14 protein-coding genes are annotated in these 20,435 nt (G+C 73.2%); 11 read left to right on the top strand and 3 right to left on the bottom strand.

The window, feature by feature from the left end; genetic code table 11:
* Positions 1 to 34: 34 nt before the first annotated feature.
* The 11 genes from AB0I91_RS07560 to AB0I91_RS07510 all read left to right on the top strand — a co-directional run bounded on the left by AB0I91_RS07560 (position 35) and on the right by AB0I91_RS07510 (position 16,756).
* Positions 35 to 1,774 carry an ABC transporter substrate-binding protein gene (locus AB0I91_RS07560; protein WP_499635831.1) on the top strand — a complete coding sequence of 580 codons (1,740 nt, stop codon included), beginning with the start codon at positions 35 to 37 and terminating at the stop codon, positions 1,772 to 1,774.
* Positions 1,775 to 1,969: 195 nt separating this feature from the next.
* The gene (locus AB0I91_RS07555) at positions 1,970 to 2,866 is read left to right on the top strand and encodes a DUF1702 family protein (RefSeq protein WP_499635828.1); all 897 of its coding nucleotides are present in this window, start codon (positions 1,970 to 1,972) and stop codon (positions 2,864 to 2,866) included.
* 25 nt (positions 2,867 to 2,891) lie between these two features.
* Positions 2,892 to 4,781 (top strand): CRTAC1 family protein, encoded by a 1,890-nt coding sequence (locus tag AB0I91_RS07550; protein ID WP_499635826.1) that lies wholly within the window; start codon positions 2,892 to 2,894, stop codon positions 4,779 to 4,781.
* Positions 4,778 to 5,725: an enediyne biosynthesis protein UnbU gene (locus AB0I91_RS07545; protein WP_499635823.1), complete on the top strand. Its 948-nt coding sequence runs from the start codon at positions 4,778 to 4,780 to the stop codon at positions 5,723 to 5,725. The genes AB0I91_RS07550 and AB0I91_RS07545 overlap by 4 nt, the downstream gene beginning before the upstream one ends.
* Entirely contained in the window at positions 5,722 to 11,079 is a 5,358-nt protein-coding gene (locus tag AB0I91_RS07540; RefSeq protein ID WP_499635820.1) for an SDR family NAD(P)-dependent oxidoreductase, read from the top strand. Before AB0I91_RS07545 ends, AB0I91_RS07540 begins: the two co-directional genes overlap by 4 nt.
* Positions 11,072 to 11,500, top strand: coding sequence for an acyl-CoA thioesterase (locus AB0I91_RS07535; protein ID WP_499635817.1), 429 nt, complete (start codon positions 11,072 to 11,074; stop codon positions 11,498 to 11,500). Before AB0I91_RS07540 ends, AB0I91_RS07535 begins: the two co-directional genes overlap by 8 nt.
* Positions 11,501 to 11,910: 410 nt before the next feature.
* Positions 11,911 to 13,113 carry a DUF6004 family protein gene (locus tag AB0I91_RS07530; RefSeq protein WP_498776650.1) on the top strand — a complete coding sequence of 401 codons (1,203 nt, stop codon included), beginning with the start codon at positions 11,911 to 11,913 and terminating at the stop codon, positions 13,111 to 13,113.
* Positions 13,114 to 13,192: 79 nt separating this feature from the next.
* Positions 13,193 to 14,092 carry a class I SAM-dependent methyltransferase gene (locus AB0I91_RS07525; RefSeq protein ID WP_499608331.1) on the top strand — a complete coding sequence of 300 codons (900 nt, stop codon included), beginning with the start codon at positions 13,193 to 13,195 and terminating at the stop codon, positions 14,090 to 14,092.
* The gene (locus tag AB0I91_RS07520) at positions 14,092 to 14,730 is read left to right on the top strand and encodes an NHL repeat-containing protein (RefSeq protein WP_498776840.1); all 639 of its coding nucleotides are present in this window, start codon (positions 14,092 to 14,094) and stop codon (positions 14,728 to 14,730) included. Before AB0I91_RS07525 ends, AB0I91_RS07520 begins: the two co-directional genes overlap by 1 nt.
* The gene (locus AB0I91_RS07515; RefSeq protein WP_498776653.1) at positions 14,714 to 16,024 is read left to right on the top strand and encodes an ABC1 kinase family protein; all 1,311 of its coding nucleotides are present in this window, start codon (positions 14,714 to 14,716) and stop codon (positions 16,022 to 16,024) included. Before AB0I91_RS07520 ends, AB0I91_RS07515 begins: the two co-directional genes overlap by 17 nt.
* 54 nt (positions 16,025 to 16,078) lie before the next feature.
* The gene (locus tag AB0I91_RS07510) at positions 16,079 to 16,756 is read left to right on the top strand and encodes a winged helix-turn-helix transcriptional regulator (protein WP_499608328.1); all 678 of its coding nucleotides are present in this window, start codon (positions 16,079 to 16,081) and stop codon (positions 16,754 to 16,756) included.
* A 15-nt stretch (positions 16,757 to 16,771) separates the two neighbouring features.
* Here AB0I91_RS07510 and AB0I91_RS07505 read toward each other — a convergent pair whose 3' ends face one another.
* Genes AB0I91_RS07505 through AB0I91_RS07495 form a run of 3 tightly spaced genes read right to left on the bottom strand, consistent with a single transcriptional unit; the run spans position 16,772 to position 20,428 of the window.
* Entirely contained in the window at positions 16,772 to 17,413 is a 642-nt protein-coding gene (locus tag AB0I91_RS07505) for an NHL repeat-containing protein (protein ID WP_498776656.1), read from the bottom strand.
* A complete protein-coding gene (locus tag AB0I91_RS07500) occupies positions 17,410 to 19,122 on the bottom strand; it encodes an ABC transporter substrate-binding protein (protein WP_498776658.1) in 1,713 nt (570 codons plus the stop codon). The genes AB0I91_RS07505 and AB0I91_RS07500 overlap by 4 nt, the downstream gene beginning before the upstream one ends.
* A gap of 16 nt (positions 19,123 to 19,138) precedes the next feature.
* Positions 19,139 to 20,428, bottom strand: a complete 1,290-nt coding sequence (locus AB0I91_RS07495; protein WP_498776660.1) for an aminotransferase class V-fold PLP-dependent enzyme — start codon at positions 20,426 to 20,428, stop codon at positions 19,139 to 19,141.
* Between the last annotated feature and the right edge of the window lie 7 nt (positions 20,429 to 20,435).

The raw sequence follows: 20,435 nt of genomic DNA, 5'->3' as shown, positions 1-20,435 counted from the left end.
TCGAAGGCCCATCCAACGGAGGGCGGAGTCCACCGTGCTGCAGTCACAGCTCAGGTCCCCCGGCACGGCGGTCGGCGCCACGCCCCGCCGCGGTGGGACGTTGACGATGGTCGGCGCGGGGGACGTCGACCACCTCGACCCGGCGCTGGCCTACCACACCGTGACGAGGGGCATCCTGCGCGCGTACACCCGGCAGCTCGTGGGGTACGTGGCCAGTCGGGACCGGGTCGAGGCGGGGACGCTCGTCGCCGACCTGGCCACCGAGGTGCCGACCGCGGCGAACGGGCGGCTCACCGGGGACGGCACCCACTACGCGTTCACCCTCCGCGACGGGGTTCGGTGGGACGCACCGGGCGGCGCCCGCCCGGTCACGGCGTGGGACGTGGTGCGCGGCATCAAACGCCTGGCGCACCCGATGGCCAACAGCCCGGGACTCGCCTACTACCTCAACGCCATCGAGGGCATGGCGGAGTTCCGCGACGTGCTCGCCGACGCGCCCCGCACGGTCGAGGCGGTCGCGGACCGGTTGGAGCACACCGGGATCAGCGGTGTCGTCGCGCTCGACGACACCGAGGTCCGCTTCACCACGCGCTACCCGATGTCGGACTTCCTCAACATGCTGGCCCTGCCGTTCGCGTCCCCCGCGCCGGAGGAGTACCTGTTCGTCGCGCCGGGCAGCCCGGAACTGGCCGTGATCTCCAACGGCCCCTACCGGATCACCGCCTACCGCCCCGGCGAGCGGATCGAGTTGCGCCGCAACCCCGCCTGGGACGCGGCGACCGACGACCTCCGGGCCGCGCACCTCGACGGCATCGAGATCAGGCAGGGCTTGGACGAGCGCGAGTCGCACGACCTCGTCGCCCGCGGCGAGGCCGACATGCTCTGGGACGTCCAGCCGCTCACCGAGGAGCTCCCCGCGCTGCTCGCGGCGGACGACCCGCGCCTGGAGGTGTGCCCGGCCGGTCTGCTCAGCCCGTACGTCGTGGTGAACTTCGCGAGCACGGCCGAGGGCGGCGCCACCGGCAAGCAGGCCGTCCGCACCGCCCTCCAGTACGCGGTGGACAAGGCGTCGGTGTCACAGGTGTGGGGCGGACCGCGGCTCAACGACATCGCCGACCAGGTCCTGCCGCCGCTGTGCCTGGCCCACCGGGAGAGCCGCCCGCACGCCACGGACGGTGGCCGGGGCGATCCCGAGCGGGCACGGCGGCTGCTCGCGGAGGCGGGCTACCCGGACGGCCTCACCCTGCGGCTGGTCTACCGCGACCGCGACATCCACCCGGCCACCGCCGAGGCGGTGCGGGCGGGCCTGGCCAGGGCGGGCATCCGCGTGCGGCTCGTCCCGGCGTCGATCAACGAGCTGTTCTCGGCGTACCTGTCCTCGTCGGCGTCCGCACGGCCGGAGGACTGGGAACTCGCGCTCACCGGCTGGGAGCCGGACTGGTACGGCAACAACGCCCGCACCTACCTCCAGCCGCTGTTCGACAGCCGTGACGTGCCGCGCGACGGCGACTGGGGCTCGAACTTCGGCCGCTACCGCAGCGAGCGCGTCAACGAGCTGCTCACGGCGGCCCTGACGTGCGCCGACGAGGAGCGCGCCGGCGAGCTGTTCCGGGAGGTGGAGGCGCAGGTGCTGCGGGACGGCGCGATCGTCCCCGTCCTGTTCGCCCACCAGTACTGGTTCCACTCCACGAGGGTGCGGAACTGGTTGCCGTACCCGGTGCTCAACGGCGATCTCACCAACCTCTGGCTGGCGGACGGGAACGAGTCGGAGTGATGCGGGGTGACCTGGGGATTCCGGCGACACCTTCGCGTGAAGCTGACCAGGGATCCTTGGGGCCACCCCAGTGCTCTGGTAGGCAGGAATCACCGCGCAAACCGTGCCCGGTAAGGGTTTTCGGCCCGTTGGAGGGGTGATGCAGCAACCGCGCTTGCTTTTACCGACGGCGTGGTCGCCGCGGCCTCTTCGCGAGTGGGACTGCCGCTGCGGCTGGCCGACTTCTCGCGCCGGGGCTTCAGGGTAGACCGCCCGGCGCAGCGCGCCGTCCTGGAACGGCACGCGCGGAACTTCCTCGGCGGGTTCAACCTCGCGGTGCGGTCGTGGCGCCGACCGCACGAGCCGCTGAGCCGGGTGGACGGTGAGGAGCGCGGGTTCGCCTACGAAGGCGCCGCGATGTTCGCCGGGCTGCTCGACCTGGCCACCGGCGGCCGGGCGGGCGCCCTCGACCGGTTGCTCGCCGGGCCGGGGAACGCGTACGCGCACCTGGTGCACGTCGGCGCCGGGTGGTTGTTCACGGCGGCGCGCGTGCCGGTGCTGCCGCGCCTGCCCCGCACCCCGCTGCTGCGGTGGCTCGCCGTCGACGGTTCGGGGTTCGGCGAGGTGTACTTCGGCGGCACGCGGGCGTTGCTGCGCCGGGCTTCGCGCGCACCGGGGCCGGTGTGGCAGGCCCGCCTGGCCGGCTGCGGGCGGGCGCTGTGGTTCGCCGAGTCCGCCTGCCCGGCGGGGGTCGCCGACGTGATCGACCGCGCGCCGGCCGTCGCGCGGCCGCACCTGTGGAGCGGTGTCGGGCTCGCCGCCGCGTACGCGGGCGCGGTGGACGGATCGGCCCGCGCCGAGCTGATCGACCGCGCCGGACGGCACCGGGCGCACTTCGCGCAGGGCGTCGTCTTCGCGGCGGGCGCCCGGGTCCGCTCGGGAGTCGTGCCGCGGCACACGAGTGAGACGTGCGCGCAGGTGCTCGGCACGACCGCCGAAGCAGCCGCGCGCTGGGCCGACGAGGCCTGCGCGGACCTGCTCGATGCCACCGACGTGCAGGCGTACCTGAAGTGGAAGGCGCGGCTGCGCGACCGGATTGCCCCAGAAACCTGAGCCGACCGCTCGCCAGGGAGGACCGATGGGTGTGACGGTGACCGCTGCCGCGCGCAAGATTTTGTCCGTGATCGTCGTGGTGGCCACGTGCGCCGCCGCCGGCCTGATGGTGGTGCGGCCGGGTCTCGGCGAAGAGACCGCCGCCGCCCGGTTCGGGTTCACCGCGCTGGAGCTCAACGAGACGCCGGTCGGCGCGCGGACCGAGCGCGCCGTCGCGCCGGAGCTGCACGACATCCGCGGCTGGATCTCGTCGGTGGGCGCGGCCGTCGCGCTGGCGGACGTGCGCGGCACCGGGCGGGCGGCCGACGTCTGCCTCGTCGACCCGCGCGACGATTCGGTGACGTTGCGCCCGGCGCCGATCGGCGGCGGTGTCCCCTACGCCCCGCTCGCGCTGCGGCCGGACGGCCTGCGCTACGACTCGACGATGGCGCCCATGGGCTGCGTCCCGGCCGACCTCGACGAAGACGGCGACGTGGACTTCGTCGTGCACTACTGGGGCCGCTCGCCGGTCCTCTTCGTCAACACCGGCGGGACCGGCGCGCCCACCCGGTTCCGGGCCGACGAGCTGATCGAGCCGATGGCGGTGTGGAACTCCGGCACGCTCAACGTCGGCGACATCGACGGCGACGGCCACCTCGACATCCTGGTGGGCAACTACTTCCCCGACGGCGCGCGCGTCCTCGACCCCACCGCGTCGGACGAGACCCGCATCCGGATGCAGGACTCCATGTCCTCGGCCCGCAACGGCGGCGTGAACCGGATCCTGCTGACGCGGCCGACGGGTGTCGCGGACCGCAGGCCGGCCGTCGTGGACGCCAGCGTGGCCCTGACCGGCGACGCGGCCCAGTCGTGGACGCTGGCCACCGGGTTGCAGGACCTGACCGGCGACGGCCTCCCGGAGATCTACCAGGCCAACGACTTCGGGCCGGACCAGCTGATGGTCAACCGCTCGGTGCCCGGCGCGGTGCGGTTGCAGGAGGTCACCGGCGCCCGCGACCTGGTGACGCCGAAGTCGGAGGTGCTGGGCCGCGACTCGTTCAAGGGCATGGGCGTCGCCTTCACCTACCCCGGTGGCGCCGGCCTGCCGATGATGGTCGTCAGCAACATCACCGTCCCGTACGGCCTGCACGAGAGCAACTTCGCGTTCGTCCCGGACGGCGCGCCGGACGACCTGCTGGCGGGCGAGGTGCCCTTCACCGAGCGCAGCGAGGCGCTGGGCCTGGCCCGCGCCGGCTGGTGCTGGGACGTCAAGGCGGGCGACTTCGACAACGACGGCGTCGACGAGCTCGTCCAGGCCAACGGCTTCCTCAAGGGGGAGGTCAACCGCTGGCCCGTCCTGCAGGAGTTGGCGATCGCCAACGACGAGCTGCTGCGCCACCCGGCGGTGTGGCCCCGCTTCGGCCCGGGTGACGACCTGTCGGGCCGCGAGCCGAACCGGTTCTGGGTCCGCGACGCGAGCGGCCGGTACTTCGACCTGGCGGACCGGGTGGGCGCGTCCTTCCCCGACAACACCAGGGGACTTGCCGTCGGCGACGTCGACGGCGACAACCGCCTCGACGTCCTGGTGGCCAACCAGTGGGAGGACTCCGTGCTGCTGCACGGCGTGAAGGGCGGCCCGGCGGCGGACCTGCGCCTCGTGCGCCCCGGCGCGGTCGGCGGCGGGTTCGTCGACGCCATCGGCGCGCAGGTGGAGCTGCACCACCCCGACCGCCCGCAGAAGGCGCAGCTCTACCCGGCGAACGGGCACAGCGGGGTCTCCGCCGCGCAACTGCACTTCGCGCTGCCCGGAGGAGGTCCGGTGCGGGCCACGATCACCTGGCGGGACGGCTCCGGCACGCACCGCGCCGACGTCCTGGTCACGCCGGGGCACCGCACGGTCGAGCTCGGCCCCGGCGCGACGGCGGTGACCCGATGACCGCGACCCGCCTCGACGGCACCTCACTGGACGAGCGGCCGCTCGTCGCACCGGGGAAACCCGGGCTGACCCCCGATCAGCGCCGGGTCAAGGCGTTGACCCGGTTCGCCGTCTCGATCACCGCGTTCAACGTCCTCGGGCACGTGTTCCTCGGGTTCGAGCAGGCGCCCGTCACGCCGGTCGTCGCCGTCCTCGTGAGCTACGCGTCCGCGCTGTGCTTCGAAGCGCTCGACGCCTGGGCGTTCGGCAGGCGGGCCGAGTTCGCCAAGGGCAGGCGGGCGTTCGTGGTCTTCCTGCTGCCGGCCCACATCACCGGGCTGGCGACCGGGATGCTGTTGTGGGGCAACGCTTCCCTGTGGCCCTACATCTTCGCCATCCTGGTGGGCAACGGGTCGAAGTACCTGGTGCGGCTGCGCGTGCGCGGCAGGCTGAGGCACGTGCTCAACCCGTCCAACACGGGCATCGCGGTGGTGCTGCTGCTGTTCCCGTGGGTGAGCATCGCGCCGCCCTACCACTTCACCAGCAACACCTCGGGCGCGATCGACTGGCTGCTGCCGCTGGCCGTGCTCGCGGCGGGCACCGTGATCAACGTCAAGCTGACCGGCCGGATGCCGCTGATCGCGGGCTGGCTCGGCGGGTTCGTGGCCCAGGCGCTGCTGCGCTGGTTGCTGCTGGACCACCACCTGCTCGCGGCGCTGGCGCCCATGACCGGGCTGGCGTTCATCCTGTTCACCAACTACATGATCACCGATCCCGCCACGTCCCCGGCCGGCAGGCGCGACCAGGTCGTCTTCGGCGTCACCGCGGCGGCGGTCTACGGCCTCCTCGTGGTGTCGGGGATCTCGTTCGGGTTGTTCTTCGCCCTGGTGATCACCTGCGTGCTGCGCTGCCTCGTCCTGCTCCTCCGCACCGGCCGTCGCGGCACGCCGGGGGCCACACCGTGAGCGGTCGGCCGCCGATCGCGGTGGTCGGCATCGCGTGCCGCTACCCCGATGCCGAGGGTCCCGCCGAACTGTGGGAGGCGGTGCTCGGCCGCCGCCGCGCGTTCCGCCTGCTGCCCGACCGGCGGCTCGGCGCCGGGTACCGGGGGTCCGAGCCCGACCAGACCTACGTGACCCACGCGGGCCTGCTGCGCGGGTGGGAGTTCGACCGGCACCGGTTCGAGGTGCCCGGCCCGTTGTTCCGCGCGGTCGACCAGACGCACTGGCTCGCGTTGCAGACCTGCGCGGAGGCGCTGTCGGACGCCGGTTTCCCCGACGCCGACGGGCTCGACCGCGACCGCGCGGGCGTCGTGCTGGGCAACTCGCTCACCGGGGAGTTCTCCCGCGCCGCCCAGTTGCGGCTGCGCTGGCCGTTCGTCCGGCGGGCCGCGGTTGCCGCGCTGTCGGGCGCGGGCGTGCCCGACAGCCAGGCCGAGCACGCCGTGGAGCTGCTCCGGGACCTGGTCCGGGAGCCCTTCCCGGAGCCGGGTGACGAGACGCTGGCCGGCGCCCTGTCCAACACGATCGCCGGCCGCGTCTGCAACCACTTCGACCTGCACGGCACCGGCTACACCGTCGACGGCGCGTGCTCGTCGAGCCTGCTGGCGGTGATCACGGCGTGCCGCTCCCTGGCGTCCGGCGAACTGGACTTCGCCCTCGCGGGCGGGGTGGACCTGAGCCTGGACCCGTTCGAGCTGGTCGGGTTCTCGCGGCTGGGCGCGTTGGCCGAGGGCCGGCGGATGAGGGTGTACGACGCGGACCCGACGGGCTTCCTGCCGGGCGAGGGCTGCGGCGTGGTCGCGCTGATGCGCGCCGACGACGCCCACCGGCGAGGGCTGCGGGTGTACGCCTCGGTGTCCGGGTGGGGCATGTCCTGCGACGGGTCGGGAGGCCTGACCCGGCCGGAGGCGTCGGGCCTGGCGCGCGCGCTGGACCGGGCGTACGCGATGGCGGGCGTCGACCCCTCGGCGGCCGGCCTCGTGGAGGGGCACGGCACCGGCACCGCGGTCGGCGACCGGGTCGAGCTGGTGGCGCTCAACCGGGTGCGCGCCGGTGCGGCCGCGCGCGCCGCGCTCGGCTCCGTCAAGGCCAACGTGGGCCACACCAAGGCGGCGGCGGGCGTGGCCGGGTTGATCAAGGCGGTGCTCGCCGCGCACCACCGGGTGCTGCCGCCCACGACCGGGTGCGAGGACCCGCACCCGCTGCTGGTGGACGCCGACAGCACCCTGCGCGTGCTCGCCGGGCCCGAACCGTGGCTGGACCGCACGCCGGTCGCGGGTGTGTCCGCGCTGGGGTTCGGCGGCATCAACGCGCACGTCGTGCTCTCCGGGTCTGGTGAGGCCGGCACCGGCGTGGTGCCGGAGCCGATGCTGCGGTGGAGCAGGCCGTTGCCGACGCACGAGATCGTGCCGCTGACCGCCGAGGACCGTGACGACCTGGCCGCCCAGCTGGCGGTCCTGGCGGCCAAGGCGGGCTCGTTGAGCGCGGTCGAGCTGCACGACCTCGCGGCCACGCGGCACCGGCTGGCGGCGCCCGATCCCGCGTTCCGCTGCCTGCTCGTGAGCGATTCCCCCGAGCGGCTGGCCAGGGCCGCGGACCGGGCGGCGCGCCGCGTGCCGGGCTGGGAGTCGCCCCTGCTGGTCGACCGCGACGAGGGCTTCGTGCTCGCACGGCGGGCCGCGCGTCGGATCGGGCTGCTGTTCCCGGGGCAGGCGGCCCCGGTGCGCGCCCGCCTCGACGACTGGGCGCGCGACCTGACCGTGCCCGAGATCGCCGAGGACCTGCGGCTGCACGACGGCGCGACGGCGACCTCCATCGCGCAGCCCGCCATCGTCCGGCAGTCCCTCGCGGCCTTGGCCCTGCTGGCCGAGCTGGGGTGCGACGCGGTGGCCGCGGTCGGGCACAGCCTCGGCGAGATCACCGCGCTCGTGTGGGCGGGTGCCCTGTCCGCCGAGGAAGGGCTGAGGCTGGCCACCGCCCGCGGGCGGGTGATGGGTGAGCACGGACGTGCGGGCACCGCCATGGCGAGCATCGGCCTGCCCCTGGCCGCGGTCGAGGAACTGGCCGGGAGCACGCCGGTCGTCGTGGCCGGGGTCAACGGCCCCGACCAGGTCACGATCGCGGGCCGGACGGCGGACGTGCACCGGGTGGCGGAACGCGCGTTGCGGGCCCGCGCCCGGGCGAAGGTGCTCGCGGTGTCCCACGCGTTCCACACCGAGGCGATGCGCCCGGCCGCCGCGCCCTTCGCCGAGGAGCTCCGGCGGGTGCGGCTGGGGCCACCGCGCCGGACGGTGTTCTCCACCGTCACCGGTCGCCCGCTGGACCCCGACACCGACCTGCGCTCGCTGCTGGTGGACCAGCTCACCGCGCCGGTCCGGTTCGCCGACGCCCTCGCCGCCCTGACCGCGACGTGCGACCTGCTGGTCGAGGCCGGGCCGGGCACCACGCTCACCTCGCTGGCGACCGGGTTCCCGGCGGTCTCGCTGGACCCGGGCGGCTCCGGGCGGGAGCACGCGATCGCGCGCGCCGCGCTGGCCGCGGTGTCCGCGTGCGACCTGGACCGGTGGTTCGGCGACCGGGCCCACCGCCACCTCGACCTCGACACGCCCATCACGCTGCTGGCGAACCCGACCGAGACCGAGGTGGCGCCCACCACGCGGGCGCCGGAGCCCGAACCGACCGCGGGCGCGGACCCGTTGCGGCTGCTGCGGACCCACCTCAGCCGCACGCTGGAGCTGCCGCTGGCCGGCATCCGCCCGGACCGCAGGCTGCTCGCCGACCTGCACCTGAACTCGTTGCAGGTCGTCCAGCTCGTCGCCGAGGCCGCGGACCTGATGGGCAGGCGCGTGCCCGCCCTGCCGCCGTCGCTGGACACGATGACGGTCGGCGAGCTGGCCGAGCTGGTCGCGAGCCGGCCGCCGGTCGACCAGGCCCCCGACGCGGTCGACGGCGTGCGCCCGTGGGTGCGGTCGTTCGAGCACCGGTGGGAGCCGTGGACCGGACCCGTGCCCAGCACCGCGGTGCGCTGGACCGTGCCGGCCGCCGCGCCCCGGTGGCTCCACGACGCCGCGAGGGCGCCCGAGGTCGCCGGCGCGGCCCACGACGGCCTGGCCGTGTGGCTGGCCGACGACGCGGGCACCGGGGCGGTGGCGGACCTGCTGCGGTCCGTCGCCGCGCACCGGCCGGACGTGCTCGTCGTGCTGCACCACGGCCACCCGGCCGCTGCCGCCGTGGCGAGCAGCGCCGCGATCGAGATCGCTTCCTGCACCGCGACCTCGATCGAGCTGCCGGCGGACACCGTCGACGTCGACCTCCGCCTGGCCGGGATCGGCGGACGGCTGCGCGTGGACCCGACCGGCGGCGTGCGGCGTTCGGTCACGAGGGTGCGCTCGGCGACGCCGGGCGGGCCGCTGCCCCTCGGCCCGGGAGAGGTCTGCCTGGCCTCCGGCGGTGTCGACGGCATCACGGCGCGCTGCGCGGAAGCCCTGGCCTCGAGCACCGGGTGCACGCTCGTCTTCGTCGGGCGATCGCCTCGCGAGGCGGCACGGGTGCGAGCCGGGCTGGCCGCCCTCGACGGGCGGGTCACCGCCCACTACGTCGAGTGCGACGTCACCGATCCGGACCAGGTGCGCACGGCGGTCGCGGCGGCGCGGGCGCACGGCCCGGTGCGCGCCGTCCTGCACGGCGCCGGCGTCAACGTGCCCCGCGCGCTGGACGCGGTCACCGGGACGACCCTCGCCGAGGCCGTCGCACCCAAGGTGACCGGGCTGGACAACCTGCTGGCCGCGGTGGGGGAGCCGCCCGCGCTGGTGGTCGGCTTCGGATCCATCATCGGCCGGCGCGGCCTGCCGGGGCAGGCCGAGTACTGCGTCGCCAACGACTGGCAGCGCGCGCACCTGGAGCGGTGGGCCGCCGCGAACCCGACCTGCCGCACCAGGGTGCTGGAGTGGTCGGTCTGGAGCGATGTCGGCATGGGGTCGCGCATGGGCGTGCTGGACTCGTTGCGCGACCGGGGCATCGCACCGGTCGAGCCCGCGGCCGGAGTCGCGGCGCTGCTGGCCGTGCTGGCCGACGAGGACGCGCCGGTGACGCAGCTGGTCGCCGGGAGGTTCCCGGACGGCCCGACGCTCTCCGTGTCGGGTCCACCGGCCGAACCGCTCCGCTTCTCCGCCGACCTCCTCGTCCGCGTCCCGGGGGTGGAGGCGGTGCTCGCGCCCGTGATCTCCCTCAGCGGCGACCCCTACCTGGACGACCACCGCGTGGACGGCGTCCCGGTGCTGCCGGCTGTCGTCGGCCTGGAGGCGATGGCCCAGGCCGCCGCGGTCGTGGTCGGTGAACGGGAGGCCTGGGAGTTCACTGACGTCGAGCTGGCCGCCCCGGTGATGGTGAACCCGCACGAGCCGCGTGCGCTGCGCGTGGCGGCACTCGCCCGTGACGAGTTCGAGCCCGCGGTGGACGTGGTGCTGCGGGACGGTTCCGACGGCTTCGCCACCGATCGCTTCCGCGCCGTGATCCGGTCCGCCCCGCCCGCGCCGCCCGGCCGGGCCCCGACCACCGCACCGCCACGACGTGCCGGGCCGCACCCGTTCTACGGGCAGCTGCTGTTCCACTCCGGACGCCTGCGCGGCCTGGTCGACTACGAGCACCTGTCGGCCTTCCGGGTCCGGGCGTGGGTCCGGTCCGGTCAGGAGCGCTGGTTCTCCGAGCACCACGCCTCCCGATTGCTGCTGGGCGACCCGGGCGCGCACGACGCCGGCATCCACGTGCTGCTGGCGTGCCTGCCCCACCGCAGGGCGCTGCCCGTCGCCGCCGACCGGGTGGTGGTGTGGCAACGGCCCACGGGCCTGGTGCTGGTCACCGCGGAGGAGCGGGTGCGGGAGGGCGACGACTACGTCTACGACCTCTGGCTGTCCGATCAGGACGGTGCGCCCGTCGCGCGGTGGGAGGGTTTGCGGCTGCGCGCGTTCGGCGACCGGGCCTGGCCCGGACCGCTGCCCGTGCCCCTGATCGGTCCGCTGCTGAGCAGGCGGCTGTCCGAGCTGGGCATCGCCGACCGCCTGGAACTGGTGAGCACCGACGACGGCGTGGTCGCCGACGGGGGCTCGCCCGTGGGTGTCGGGTGGGCCCACGACAGCCGGACGGCCGCCACGAAGGCGCTGCTGGACCTGGGGTTGCCCGGTGACGCCGACGTGGTCGCCGACCGGGCCACCGACGACGGGCTCCTGGTCGGCGGCACCGCCGCGGCGGAGGTCGTCACGTTCGTCGGCTCGCGGTGCGTCGCGGTCGCCGTGCCCCGGAGGTGTGACAACGGTGCGTGAGTACCACTGGCGGCACGTGGTGACGTTCGACGAGACCAACCTCGTCGGCAACGTCTACTTCGCGCAGTTCCTGCACTGGCAGGGGCACTGCCGCGAGATGTTCCTGGCCCGGCACGCGCCCGGGGTGCTCAAGGAGCTGAGCGGCGGTGGTCTCGTGCTGGCCACCACGTCGTGCTCGATGGAGTACTTCGGGGAGTGCTTCGCCTTCGACGAGGTCGTCATCGCGATGACCCTGCGCGAGCGCTGGCGCAGCGGGCTGCGGATGGCCTTCGACTTCCGGCGCGACGACCGGCTGGTGGCGCGCGGCGACCAGAGCGTCGCCTGCCTGCGCCGCGTCGGGTCAGGGGTCGAGCCCGTCGCCGTCCCCGACGAGCTGGTCACCGCGCTGGCGCCGTACGAGTTCGTGCGCGGCACGGGGTGAGGGCCCGTCCTCGGTCGCCGCCGGGTGCTCCTGACCGGCGCGGTCGAGCGAGCTCCCGACGGCGGCCAGCGCGGTCAGGTAAGAGCTCTCGTCGTGGCGCGGCACCATCTCGTCCTCCGAGCTCCCAGCCGAAGTGGCTATCGGAAACTGAACCGCGTTCGACGCTACTCCAGGGGGCCGGTCCGGCGTGCTGCCACGAACGGGTCGACTTGGCCCGGAGGTCGTCCGGGGTGTCGCAACGTTGTGTATCCGTTCAACACCAAGGGATTACCCGACACACGCCTGTGTTGTGAAGTCGCGCATCGACGCGACCCTCGACCTGGACCATGGCTATCGGAACACATAGCTTGTGTCACTTGTGGACGGTCTCGCCCACTTCCTCGTGCGAGACAGACGCTGGAGGTAGAGCAGTGAGCAATCCCCGGGAGACCTACGAGTCGCTGAACCTCGAACCGAAACCCATCCGACCGCACATCCTCGCCGCGGCGACCGTCGTGTTCGGCGAGGACTACTACGCGGGCCGGCGCGAGACCATCAACCTGTCCGGCTTCGTCCAGCTGAACAAGTGGCCCATGCCGGGGTTCGAGCACCGGGTCGACGAGAAGGGGTACGCGGAGTTCGAGACGGAGCTCATCAGCGCGCCCGAGGTGGGCATCAAGGGCTTCAGCTACGAGCTCGACGACCGCATCCAGGTCCTGTCCAACCCGTTCCTGCCCAACACCGGCCACGTCCGGCAGATCGTGCCGGGCAAGAACTTCCCGGCGGAGTTCTACATCCGCCGCTTCGGCATCCTGGAGACCAGCACGCTGCGCCTGGCGCACCGCAACGTGATCGACATCCACGGCGTGGTCGACCACGTGCCGCCGTTCAAGAAGCCGCTCACCGGACCGTACCTGGGCAAGCCGCGCGGTGACGGCCCGTTCGAGGTCGTCCAGGCGCCCAACGTGGCCCGCGGCACGACGTTGCCCGAGGCGTGGTACCCGGCCGACGACGAGAACCAGCCGGTCGGCATCACGCCGACGGTGTTCTTCGCCCCGAGCGCGGGCCCCTGCATGTCGATGCTGGTCGACCCGTCGATGATCATGCAGGTGTCGCTGGAGGGCCGGATCGAGGTCGAGGTCGGCGGCAAGACCGTGCACGTCGACCTGGCGGGCGACCACCGCAAGGCCGCCGGCACGGAGATCCTGCTGTTCGGCCCGGAGAAGCACGCCGAGGGCACGGGCGTCCTGGCGCAGATGGCGCGGCTGGCCGTCGTGGGCCACTGCCCGGAGCTGGGCGGTCGGGTCATGCTGCGGGCGAGCTGGCCGCGGGTGTCCGGCGGCACGCTGGGCGAGGGTTCCGAGGAGAGCCTGAGCCGCGTCAGGTTCCCGGGCGAGCTGCACCTCGACGCCGAGTTCGAGCTCATGACGCCGCAAGCCACGCTCTACGCGGCGAACTCGGTGCACGTCAGCGGAAACCTCACCGACATGGGCGCGACCGGCACGGAGCTGTCGATGAGCGGCGTGGACGCCCCGCTCGTCACGACCGAGGACGAGGTCAAGGCCCGGCTGACGGGCGTGCGGCTGGTCATGCGCGACGCGTTCGTCGGGGAGCACGCCGCGGTCAACGTCTGACAGCGCACCGGCGGTTTTCCGGACATACTCGTGTTCCTCCGGACGGCCGTTCGGGGAACGCCTCGCCAGGAAGGCGCCCATGGACCAACGGCTCCTAGTCATGCACCAGGTGATGCTCGCGGACCGTCCTCGGCTGAGCGCCTACGACCGGGCACTGGCGTCGGTGATCACGGCAGGTGACGTGATCGCCGACGTCGGCGCGGGCACGCTGGTGCTGTCGATGCTGGCCCTGCGGCACGGCGCCGGGCACGTCTACGCCGTGGAGGCCGACCCGGCGATGGCCGCCGTGGCCGAGCGGATCATCGCGGACAACGACCTCCACGACCGGGTGACCCTGGTCCAGGGGGACGCACGGGTGGCCAGGCTGCCGCGCCGCGCCGACGTGATCGTCTCCGAGATGATGGGCAACCTCGGCCCGGAGGAGCAGATGGTCGAGATCCTGGACGCGGTGGCCAGGCACAACCTGCGCCCCGGCGGCGCGGTCGTGCCGCGTCGCCTCAGGACCGAGCTGGTCGCCATCGAGTTCGACGGCGAGGGCTGGGGCACCTGGGGCGACGTCGTGCCCGGCTACCGCTTCGACGCGGTGCAGGACTTCGTCGAACCGCACGCGCAGTTGCACTTCTTCCAGCGCGAGCCGCGGTTCCTCAGCGCGCCCGTCGAGCTCTGCGACGACGTGATCGGGCAGGGCTCGACGGGCCGGCCCCGGCGGGAGGTGCGCCTGCCGGTGCGGCGGGAAGGCTGCCTCCAGGCCGTCATGGGGTACTTCACCGCCGAGCTGGCCGATGGCGAGTCGCTGTCGAACTACCCCTCCTACCCCGGCTGCAACTGGGCGGTCTGGGTGTGGCCGCTGCGGCACACGCGGGTGCGGGAGGGCGACGAGCTGCACGTGAGCGTGGTGCCGCCGAGCGGGCGGGGACGTGCGCGTGACGCCACGGCCTGGACCCTGGACTGCCGCATCGCCCGGGCGGTGAGGCGGTGATGCCGTTCGCGGCGGGCACCGTCCGCGACATCCCGGTCCGCGGCTTGAAGCTGTGCGGCTTGACGTGGACCGGCGAGTTCCTGATGTTCTCCGAAGCGGTGTCCAACCGCATCATGGCGTTGGACCCGTACAGCGGCGACGTGGAGCGCGAGATCCCGTGCCCCGAGGTGCGCACCGACCTGACCACCGTCGGCGGCAACCTCGTGCAGGTCGTGGGCGACCGGCGGGCGCTGCGCGTGATGGACCCCGAGTCGGGCGACGAGCTGGGCGAGATCTCCAACCCGAGGCCGGGCAACGTGCTGTGCGGGCTGGAAGCCACTCGTCACGGCATCTGGATGGGGTACGAGGACCTGCGCCGCATCGACCTGCGCGGCTACGAGGACATGGACCTGGTGGACACCTTCGCCGTCTCCGGGAGGCCGGCCGGCGTCACCGTGTCGGACAACTACCTCGCCTACGCCGACCACGCCGCGTCGACCATCACGATGGTGGATATCGACGAACGGCGCGAGGTGGCCTCGTTCTCGGTCGCGGGCAACCCGACCGGGATCACCTGGGACGGCACCCGGATCTGGTACTGCGACTACACGACCTTGCAGCTGCGGGCCATCGAGGTGCCGGGTGTCGACAAGGGGTGAGCGCGACGGGGACGTCCCTCCCGGGGCGTTCGCGCTCGCGGCGCGGTTGGGCGAGGTCCTCCTCGTCGTCGCGGCGACGCTGGCCCCGCTCCTCGTCACGGGTCCGCTCGTGCTGCTGGCGCAAGGGGGTCGGGCGGCCCGGCGGCACGTGTGGGCGAGGCTGACGACCCTGCTGATGAGGCTGGGCCCCGCGTTCGTCAAGGCGGGACAGGTGCTGGGCACCCGGCGCGACGTGCTCCCGCCCGGGATGTGCGACGAGTTGGCGACGTTGCAGGACGCGGTCGCGCCGATGTCCCCGCGGCAGGCCCGGGAGGCGTTCGCCGAGGTCTACGGGGACGAGCTCGACACCCTCTTCGCCGAGGTGGACTACTCGTCGGTCGCGAGCGGCAGCATCGCGGGCGTCCACCGCGCGCGGTTGGCGTCCGGTCCCGAGGTGGCCTTGAAGCTGCGCCGGCCCGGCGTCGACCGGGTGATGAGGCTGGACCTGGGCCTGATGCGCCGCGGCGCCGCGCTGGTGGCCCGGTTGCCGCCGTTGCGCGGTGTCCCGGTGCTGGAGGTCGTCGACGCCATGTGCGCGGCGGTGCTCGGCCAGCTGGACTTCGAGCGCGAGGCGGCCGGCCTGGCCCGCCTGCGCGTGGAACTGGCCGTGGTGCCACGGGTCTGGGTGCCGCGGGTGGTGCCCGAGGCGTGCCGACCGCGGTGCATCGCCATGGAGTTCATCCCCGACCTGGACGTCGACGCGGCGTCGAGGTGCTCGCCCGCGGCCCGCCGGAAGTTCGCCGCGTCCGGGCTCACCGCGATCTACGAGATGTTGTTCGTGAACGGTTTCGTCCACTGCGACCTGCACCCCGGCAACCTGTACTTCACCGAGTCCGCCCAGGTGGTGGTGCTCGACGCGGGGTTCAGCGTCCAGCTGACCGAGCGGTTGCGCCTGCTGTTCGCCGACTTCTTCCTCAACATGGCCGTCGGTGACGGCGACAAGTGCGCCGCGATCGTCGTGGAGAGCGCCGCCGAGGTGCGGGCGGACGCGGACCTGACCGGGTTCCTCGACCGGATGGCCGACCTGGTCCGGCGCAGCCACAAGCTGCCGGCCCGGGAGTTCAGCCTCATGGCGTTCGCGACGGAGATGTTCGACCTCCAGCGCGGGCACGGCATCCACGCCGCGCCGGAGCTGATCTTCCCGCTGCTCTCGTTGCTGGTCATCGAGGGCACCATCCGCGACCTCGACCCGGAGGTCGACTTCCAGGAACTCGCCCGTCCCGTGCTGATGAAAGGTCGGTTCAGCGCGCGCTGACCCGGTGGCCGAGGCCGTCCCTTCCGCGGCCACGCTGCGGTTTACAGTAGTGAGATGGCAGGCAAGCGGACGTACAACCAGTACTGCGGACTGGCGTCGGCGCTCGACGTGGTCGGCGAGCGGTGGACGCTGCTGATCGTGCGCGAGCTGCTGATGGGCCCGCGGCGCTACGTCGACCTGCTGGCCGACCTGCCCGCCCTGGGCACCAACCTCCTCGCGGAGCGGTTGAGGTTCCTGGTGGAGCGGGGTGTCGTGGAGCAGGTCGACCTGCACGGCACCGGCTCACGGCTGGCGTACCGGTTGACCCCGGTGGGGCAGCAGCTGCGGCCGCTGGTGGCGGGGCTGGCCCGGTGGGGGATGCGCTTCGTGGGGGAGAAGTCCGACTCGGACACCGTGCGCCCGCACTGGGGTTTCCTCGCCGTGGAGGCGATGCTGCGCCCGGAGAGGACGACCGGGATCGACGAGCGCTACGAGTTCCGGGTGGACGACCACGTCTACCACGTCGAGGTGCGCGACCGCGTGCCACGCGCGGTGAAGGGTCCGGCGGTCGAGCCCGCCATGGTGGCGACCACGGACGCGGCGACGTTCGTGCAGATCGGTTCCGGCCTGCTGACCCCGCTGGCCGCGATGGTGACCGGGCGGCTGTCGCTGGTCGGCGACCCCGACGCCGTGCTGCGCTGCTGCGACCTGCTGGGGCTGGAGGCCGGGGCGCCGTCCGTGCCGGCCCTCTGACCGGTGCCGGGTCGGTCAGTTCAGGACGTCGTCGAGCCTGATCGCCTTCAGCCTGCGTGCCCGGAAGTCGCAGTACCACAGGCTGTAGCCGTCCCAGGCCATCCCCGTCGGCGCGCCCTCGACCCTGGCCGTGCCGGTGATCTGCCCGGTCCGGGTGTCCACGGCACGCACCAGGCCGGCTTCGAAGTCCCCGTAGACCACCGTCCGGTTGACCACGGTGAGGCCGGACGGCGAACCCTCGACCGGGAGCTCCCGCCGCACGGTCATGGTCTCGAAGTCCCGCAGCTGCACCACCGCCGGCTCGCGCAGACCCATCCACACGCCCTCCGCGGACGTCTCCGTGCCGCACAGCCTGCCGCTGGGCGGGTCGACCGGCTTCGTGCCGACGACCTCACCCGTCCCCGGGTCGACCAGCACGATCCGCTTGGGTCGCCCGCCGACCTGGCACAGCACGCCGTCGTGGTGGGTGAGGTCGGCGCGGACGCGACCGCACTCCAGTTCCCGCACGACCTCGCCGAAGCCGGGGTGGATCGCCCAGATCCGGCCGGCGTCCTGGTCCGAGTGCCACAGCAGGCCGTCGAACCAGGTGAGCCCGCACGGGTAGCTCCCGGGCGTCGGCAGCGAGCGCACCACCGGGATGGTCGTCGGCGCGGTCACGGCGTCGGCTCCAGCCACAGGTTGGACAGGTCGAACCACCGGTCGATCGTCGGCATGGGGATGGCGTTGCGGACCCGGCTGCCCTTGAGGTGCGGGATGGTCGGCGCGTGCTCCAGGATCGGCACGATGGCCGCGTCCCTCATGACCAGCTCGTCCACCCGGTGCCAGATCCCGTGCGCCCGGTCCTCGTCGACGGTGGCGAGCGCCTCCTCGATCAGCTCGTCGACCTCGGGGTTGCTGTAGCACCCGTAGTTGCTGGTGCCCCTGGCCCGGTTGGTCTGGAACATCGGCTGGAGGAACGCCCGACCGTTGTTGCCGAACCAGTCCGGCGTCCACGACGGGGACGTCAGGTCCCACGCGCCGGCCTCGGCGTTGGCCGGGTCCTGGAGGTAGGCGTAGTAGTCGGCGTGGCCCATCGGCAGCAGCTCGACGGTGATCCCCGCCCGTTCCAGGTCCGCCGCGCAGGACTTGGCCACCTCCGGGTTGGCGTCCACGTCGCGGTGCAGGAAGGTCAGGGTCAACCCGTCCGGGTAGCCGGCCTCGGCCAGCAGCGCGCGGCACCGCTCCGGGTCGCCCCGGTCGCCCGGCGTCGGGTACAGGTCGAACGGCTCGTACCCGACGTTGCCGGGCGGGATCGCCGAGCGGGCCGGCCTCATCACCGTGCCCGCCGCGAGCTGGTCGTAGATGTCGAGCACCGCGACCTTGTCGAAGGCCCACGCGAGCGCCCGGCGCACCTGCGGCCTGCCCAGCGCCCCGCCGTTGTTCGGGCTCGCGGTGTTGAACACCAGGTACGGGTTGAGCGCGTAGCCGAGGTCGTTGCCGGGGTCGGTGGGGTTGGCCTCGTAGGGCTCGGTGACGGGTGAGGCCCACGACAGGTCCGCCCCACCCGAGGTGATCACCTGGCCCACCCGCACCGGATCGGCCCGCTCCATGACCACCTCGACGGCGTCGACGTGCTGGTTGCGCACGTCGTCGGCGGCCTTGTCCCACACGGGGTTGCGCTCCGCCCGCAGGTACCTGCCGTGGTCGTAGCGGACGATCCGGTAAGGGCCGTTGGAGCGGACCTCGCGCCGGAACTCGTCGCTGTCGGGGACGAGCGCGTCGTACTCCACCGGTGCGGCGGAGGCGAACGGCACCGCCAGGATGTGGACGAAGTCGGCGGCCGGGCGGATCAGCTCGAACACCAGCGTCCAGTCGTCGAGCACCCGGATGCCGCTGATCTCGTGGCCGTTCTGGAAGTCCGCGAGCTCGGCGGCGGTCGCGTCGGCGTGCGGCACGGCCGCCCCGTACGCCGCGGCGAACTCGGCCAGGCCGCGGATGGTGCTGGTGAAGTAGCGGATCGCGCCGGCGCCGCACACCGGGTTGCACATCCGCTTGAAGCCGCGGACGAAGTCGTGCGCGGTGACCTCGCGCGGCGGCGTGGTGTCCCACAGCACGCCGCGGCGCAGGCGGACGGTGTACGTCAGGTGGTTCACGCTCAGCCCGGCGTTGTACGTCGACGGCACCTCGACCGCGACGTCCGGCACCGGCGTGATCGCGCGCCAGTCCTTCAGGTCCTTGACCGCGGGGTAGGTGAACAGCTGCCGGGCGAACAACCGGGTGATCTGGTGGCCGAGCGCGTAGTAGGCCGACGCCGGGTCCAGGTGGTCCATGCTCCCGGGTCCGTAGAGCCGGAGGGTTCCCCCGCGTCGCGGTGCGCTGTCGCTCATGCTGGTGACCTCCGGGTCAGGACATCTCGTCCGCGAGTCGGGCCATCACCTTGAGCGCCCGATCGATCTCGTCGTGGTCGTTGAACAGGTGCGTGCAGACCCGGGCCGCGTAGTGCATGTGCGGCGAGCCGGGCACCTCGAACTCGACCCACCTGATCCAGATCCGGTGCTCGGCTTCCAGCCGGTCGACGAACGCCATGACCTTGTTGATGTTCCAGGCGTCCTCGGGCGCCCGGAACGGCTTGAAGGCCACCACCGGCGCGTGCAGTCGGGTGTCGTGCAGCGGGGAGTACAGGGCGGACTCCCCGAACAGCTCCACCACCCGCCGCTTGGCGTGCCAACCCAGCTCCAGGGCGCGCTCCTCGATGCGCCCGCGGCCGATCCGGTTCCACAGCTCGCACGCCTTGGCCAGCGCGGCGGCGCGGCCGATGCTCGCGCTGCCCGCGCTCTGCAGGTAGTCGCCCATGTTGCAGGTCTCGACCGACGTCGTGGTGCGCTTGGGCATGTCGCCGACGAGCGGGTACCACGTGGAGATCACCGGCCAGAACCGCGGCAGCGGCAGGGGGTTGTGCTCGGGGAAGACCTTGTTCCGCACGTAGAGCAGGCCGGTGCCGAGCGGGCCGCACTGGAACTTCGAGCCGGAGCCCGCCAGGAAGTCCAGGCCGAGCTCGCGCAGGTTCGCCCGCACCATGCCCGGCAGCAGCGCCGCGTCGGCGATGGTGATGACGCCGTGCCGCTGGGCGAGGTCGCACAGCGCGCGGATCGGCATCCGGGTGCCGGTGTACAGCGTGGTCGCCGCGAAGGCCATCACCTTCGTGCGCGGGGTGAGCGCCGCCTCGAACGCGGCGACGATCTGCTCGGAGGTGACGTCCGGGCCGGACGGCAGGGTGACCAGGTCGACCCGCACCCCGAAGCGGTTGTGCGCCAGGTTGAAGTTCGACAGCACGGAGAAGCACTCGTGGGACGTGGTCAGCACCGCGTCGTCCGGGCCGAGGTCGAGGCCCGCGACGATCCGCGAGATGCCCTCGGTGGCGTTGTGGCAGATGACCAGCTCGTCCTGGTCCACGCCGAAGTCCCGGGCGATCTGCGCCCGGTACTCGGGGTAGAGGCTGGGCGGGTAGATGTTGGCCAGGCTGCCCGCCCACTCCCTGGTCACCCGGTCGTAGGTCTCGACGACCTCGTGCGGCATCGCGCCGATCGTGCCGGTGTTCAGGTGCGTGGCCGTGGGATCGAGCGCGAAGAGGTCGCGGATCGCCTCCCACGACGCGGTGGCGAGGCTGGTGTCGAAGTCGATGGTCGCGGCCACGGTTCGT

The sequence above is a fragment of the Actinosynnema sp. NPDC049800 genome (assembly GCF_040656635.1).
Classification (GTDB): Bacteria; Actinomycetota; Actinomycetes; order Mycobacteriales; family Pseudonocardiaceae; genus Actinosynnema.
Note: the sequence above shows the minus strand (reverse complement) of the source record. Positions and strands in the feature narration are given on the sequence as shown.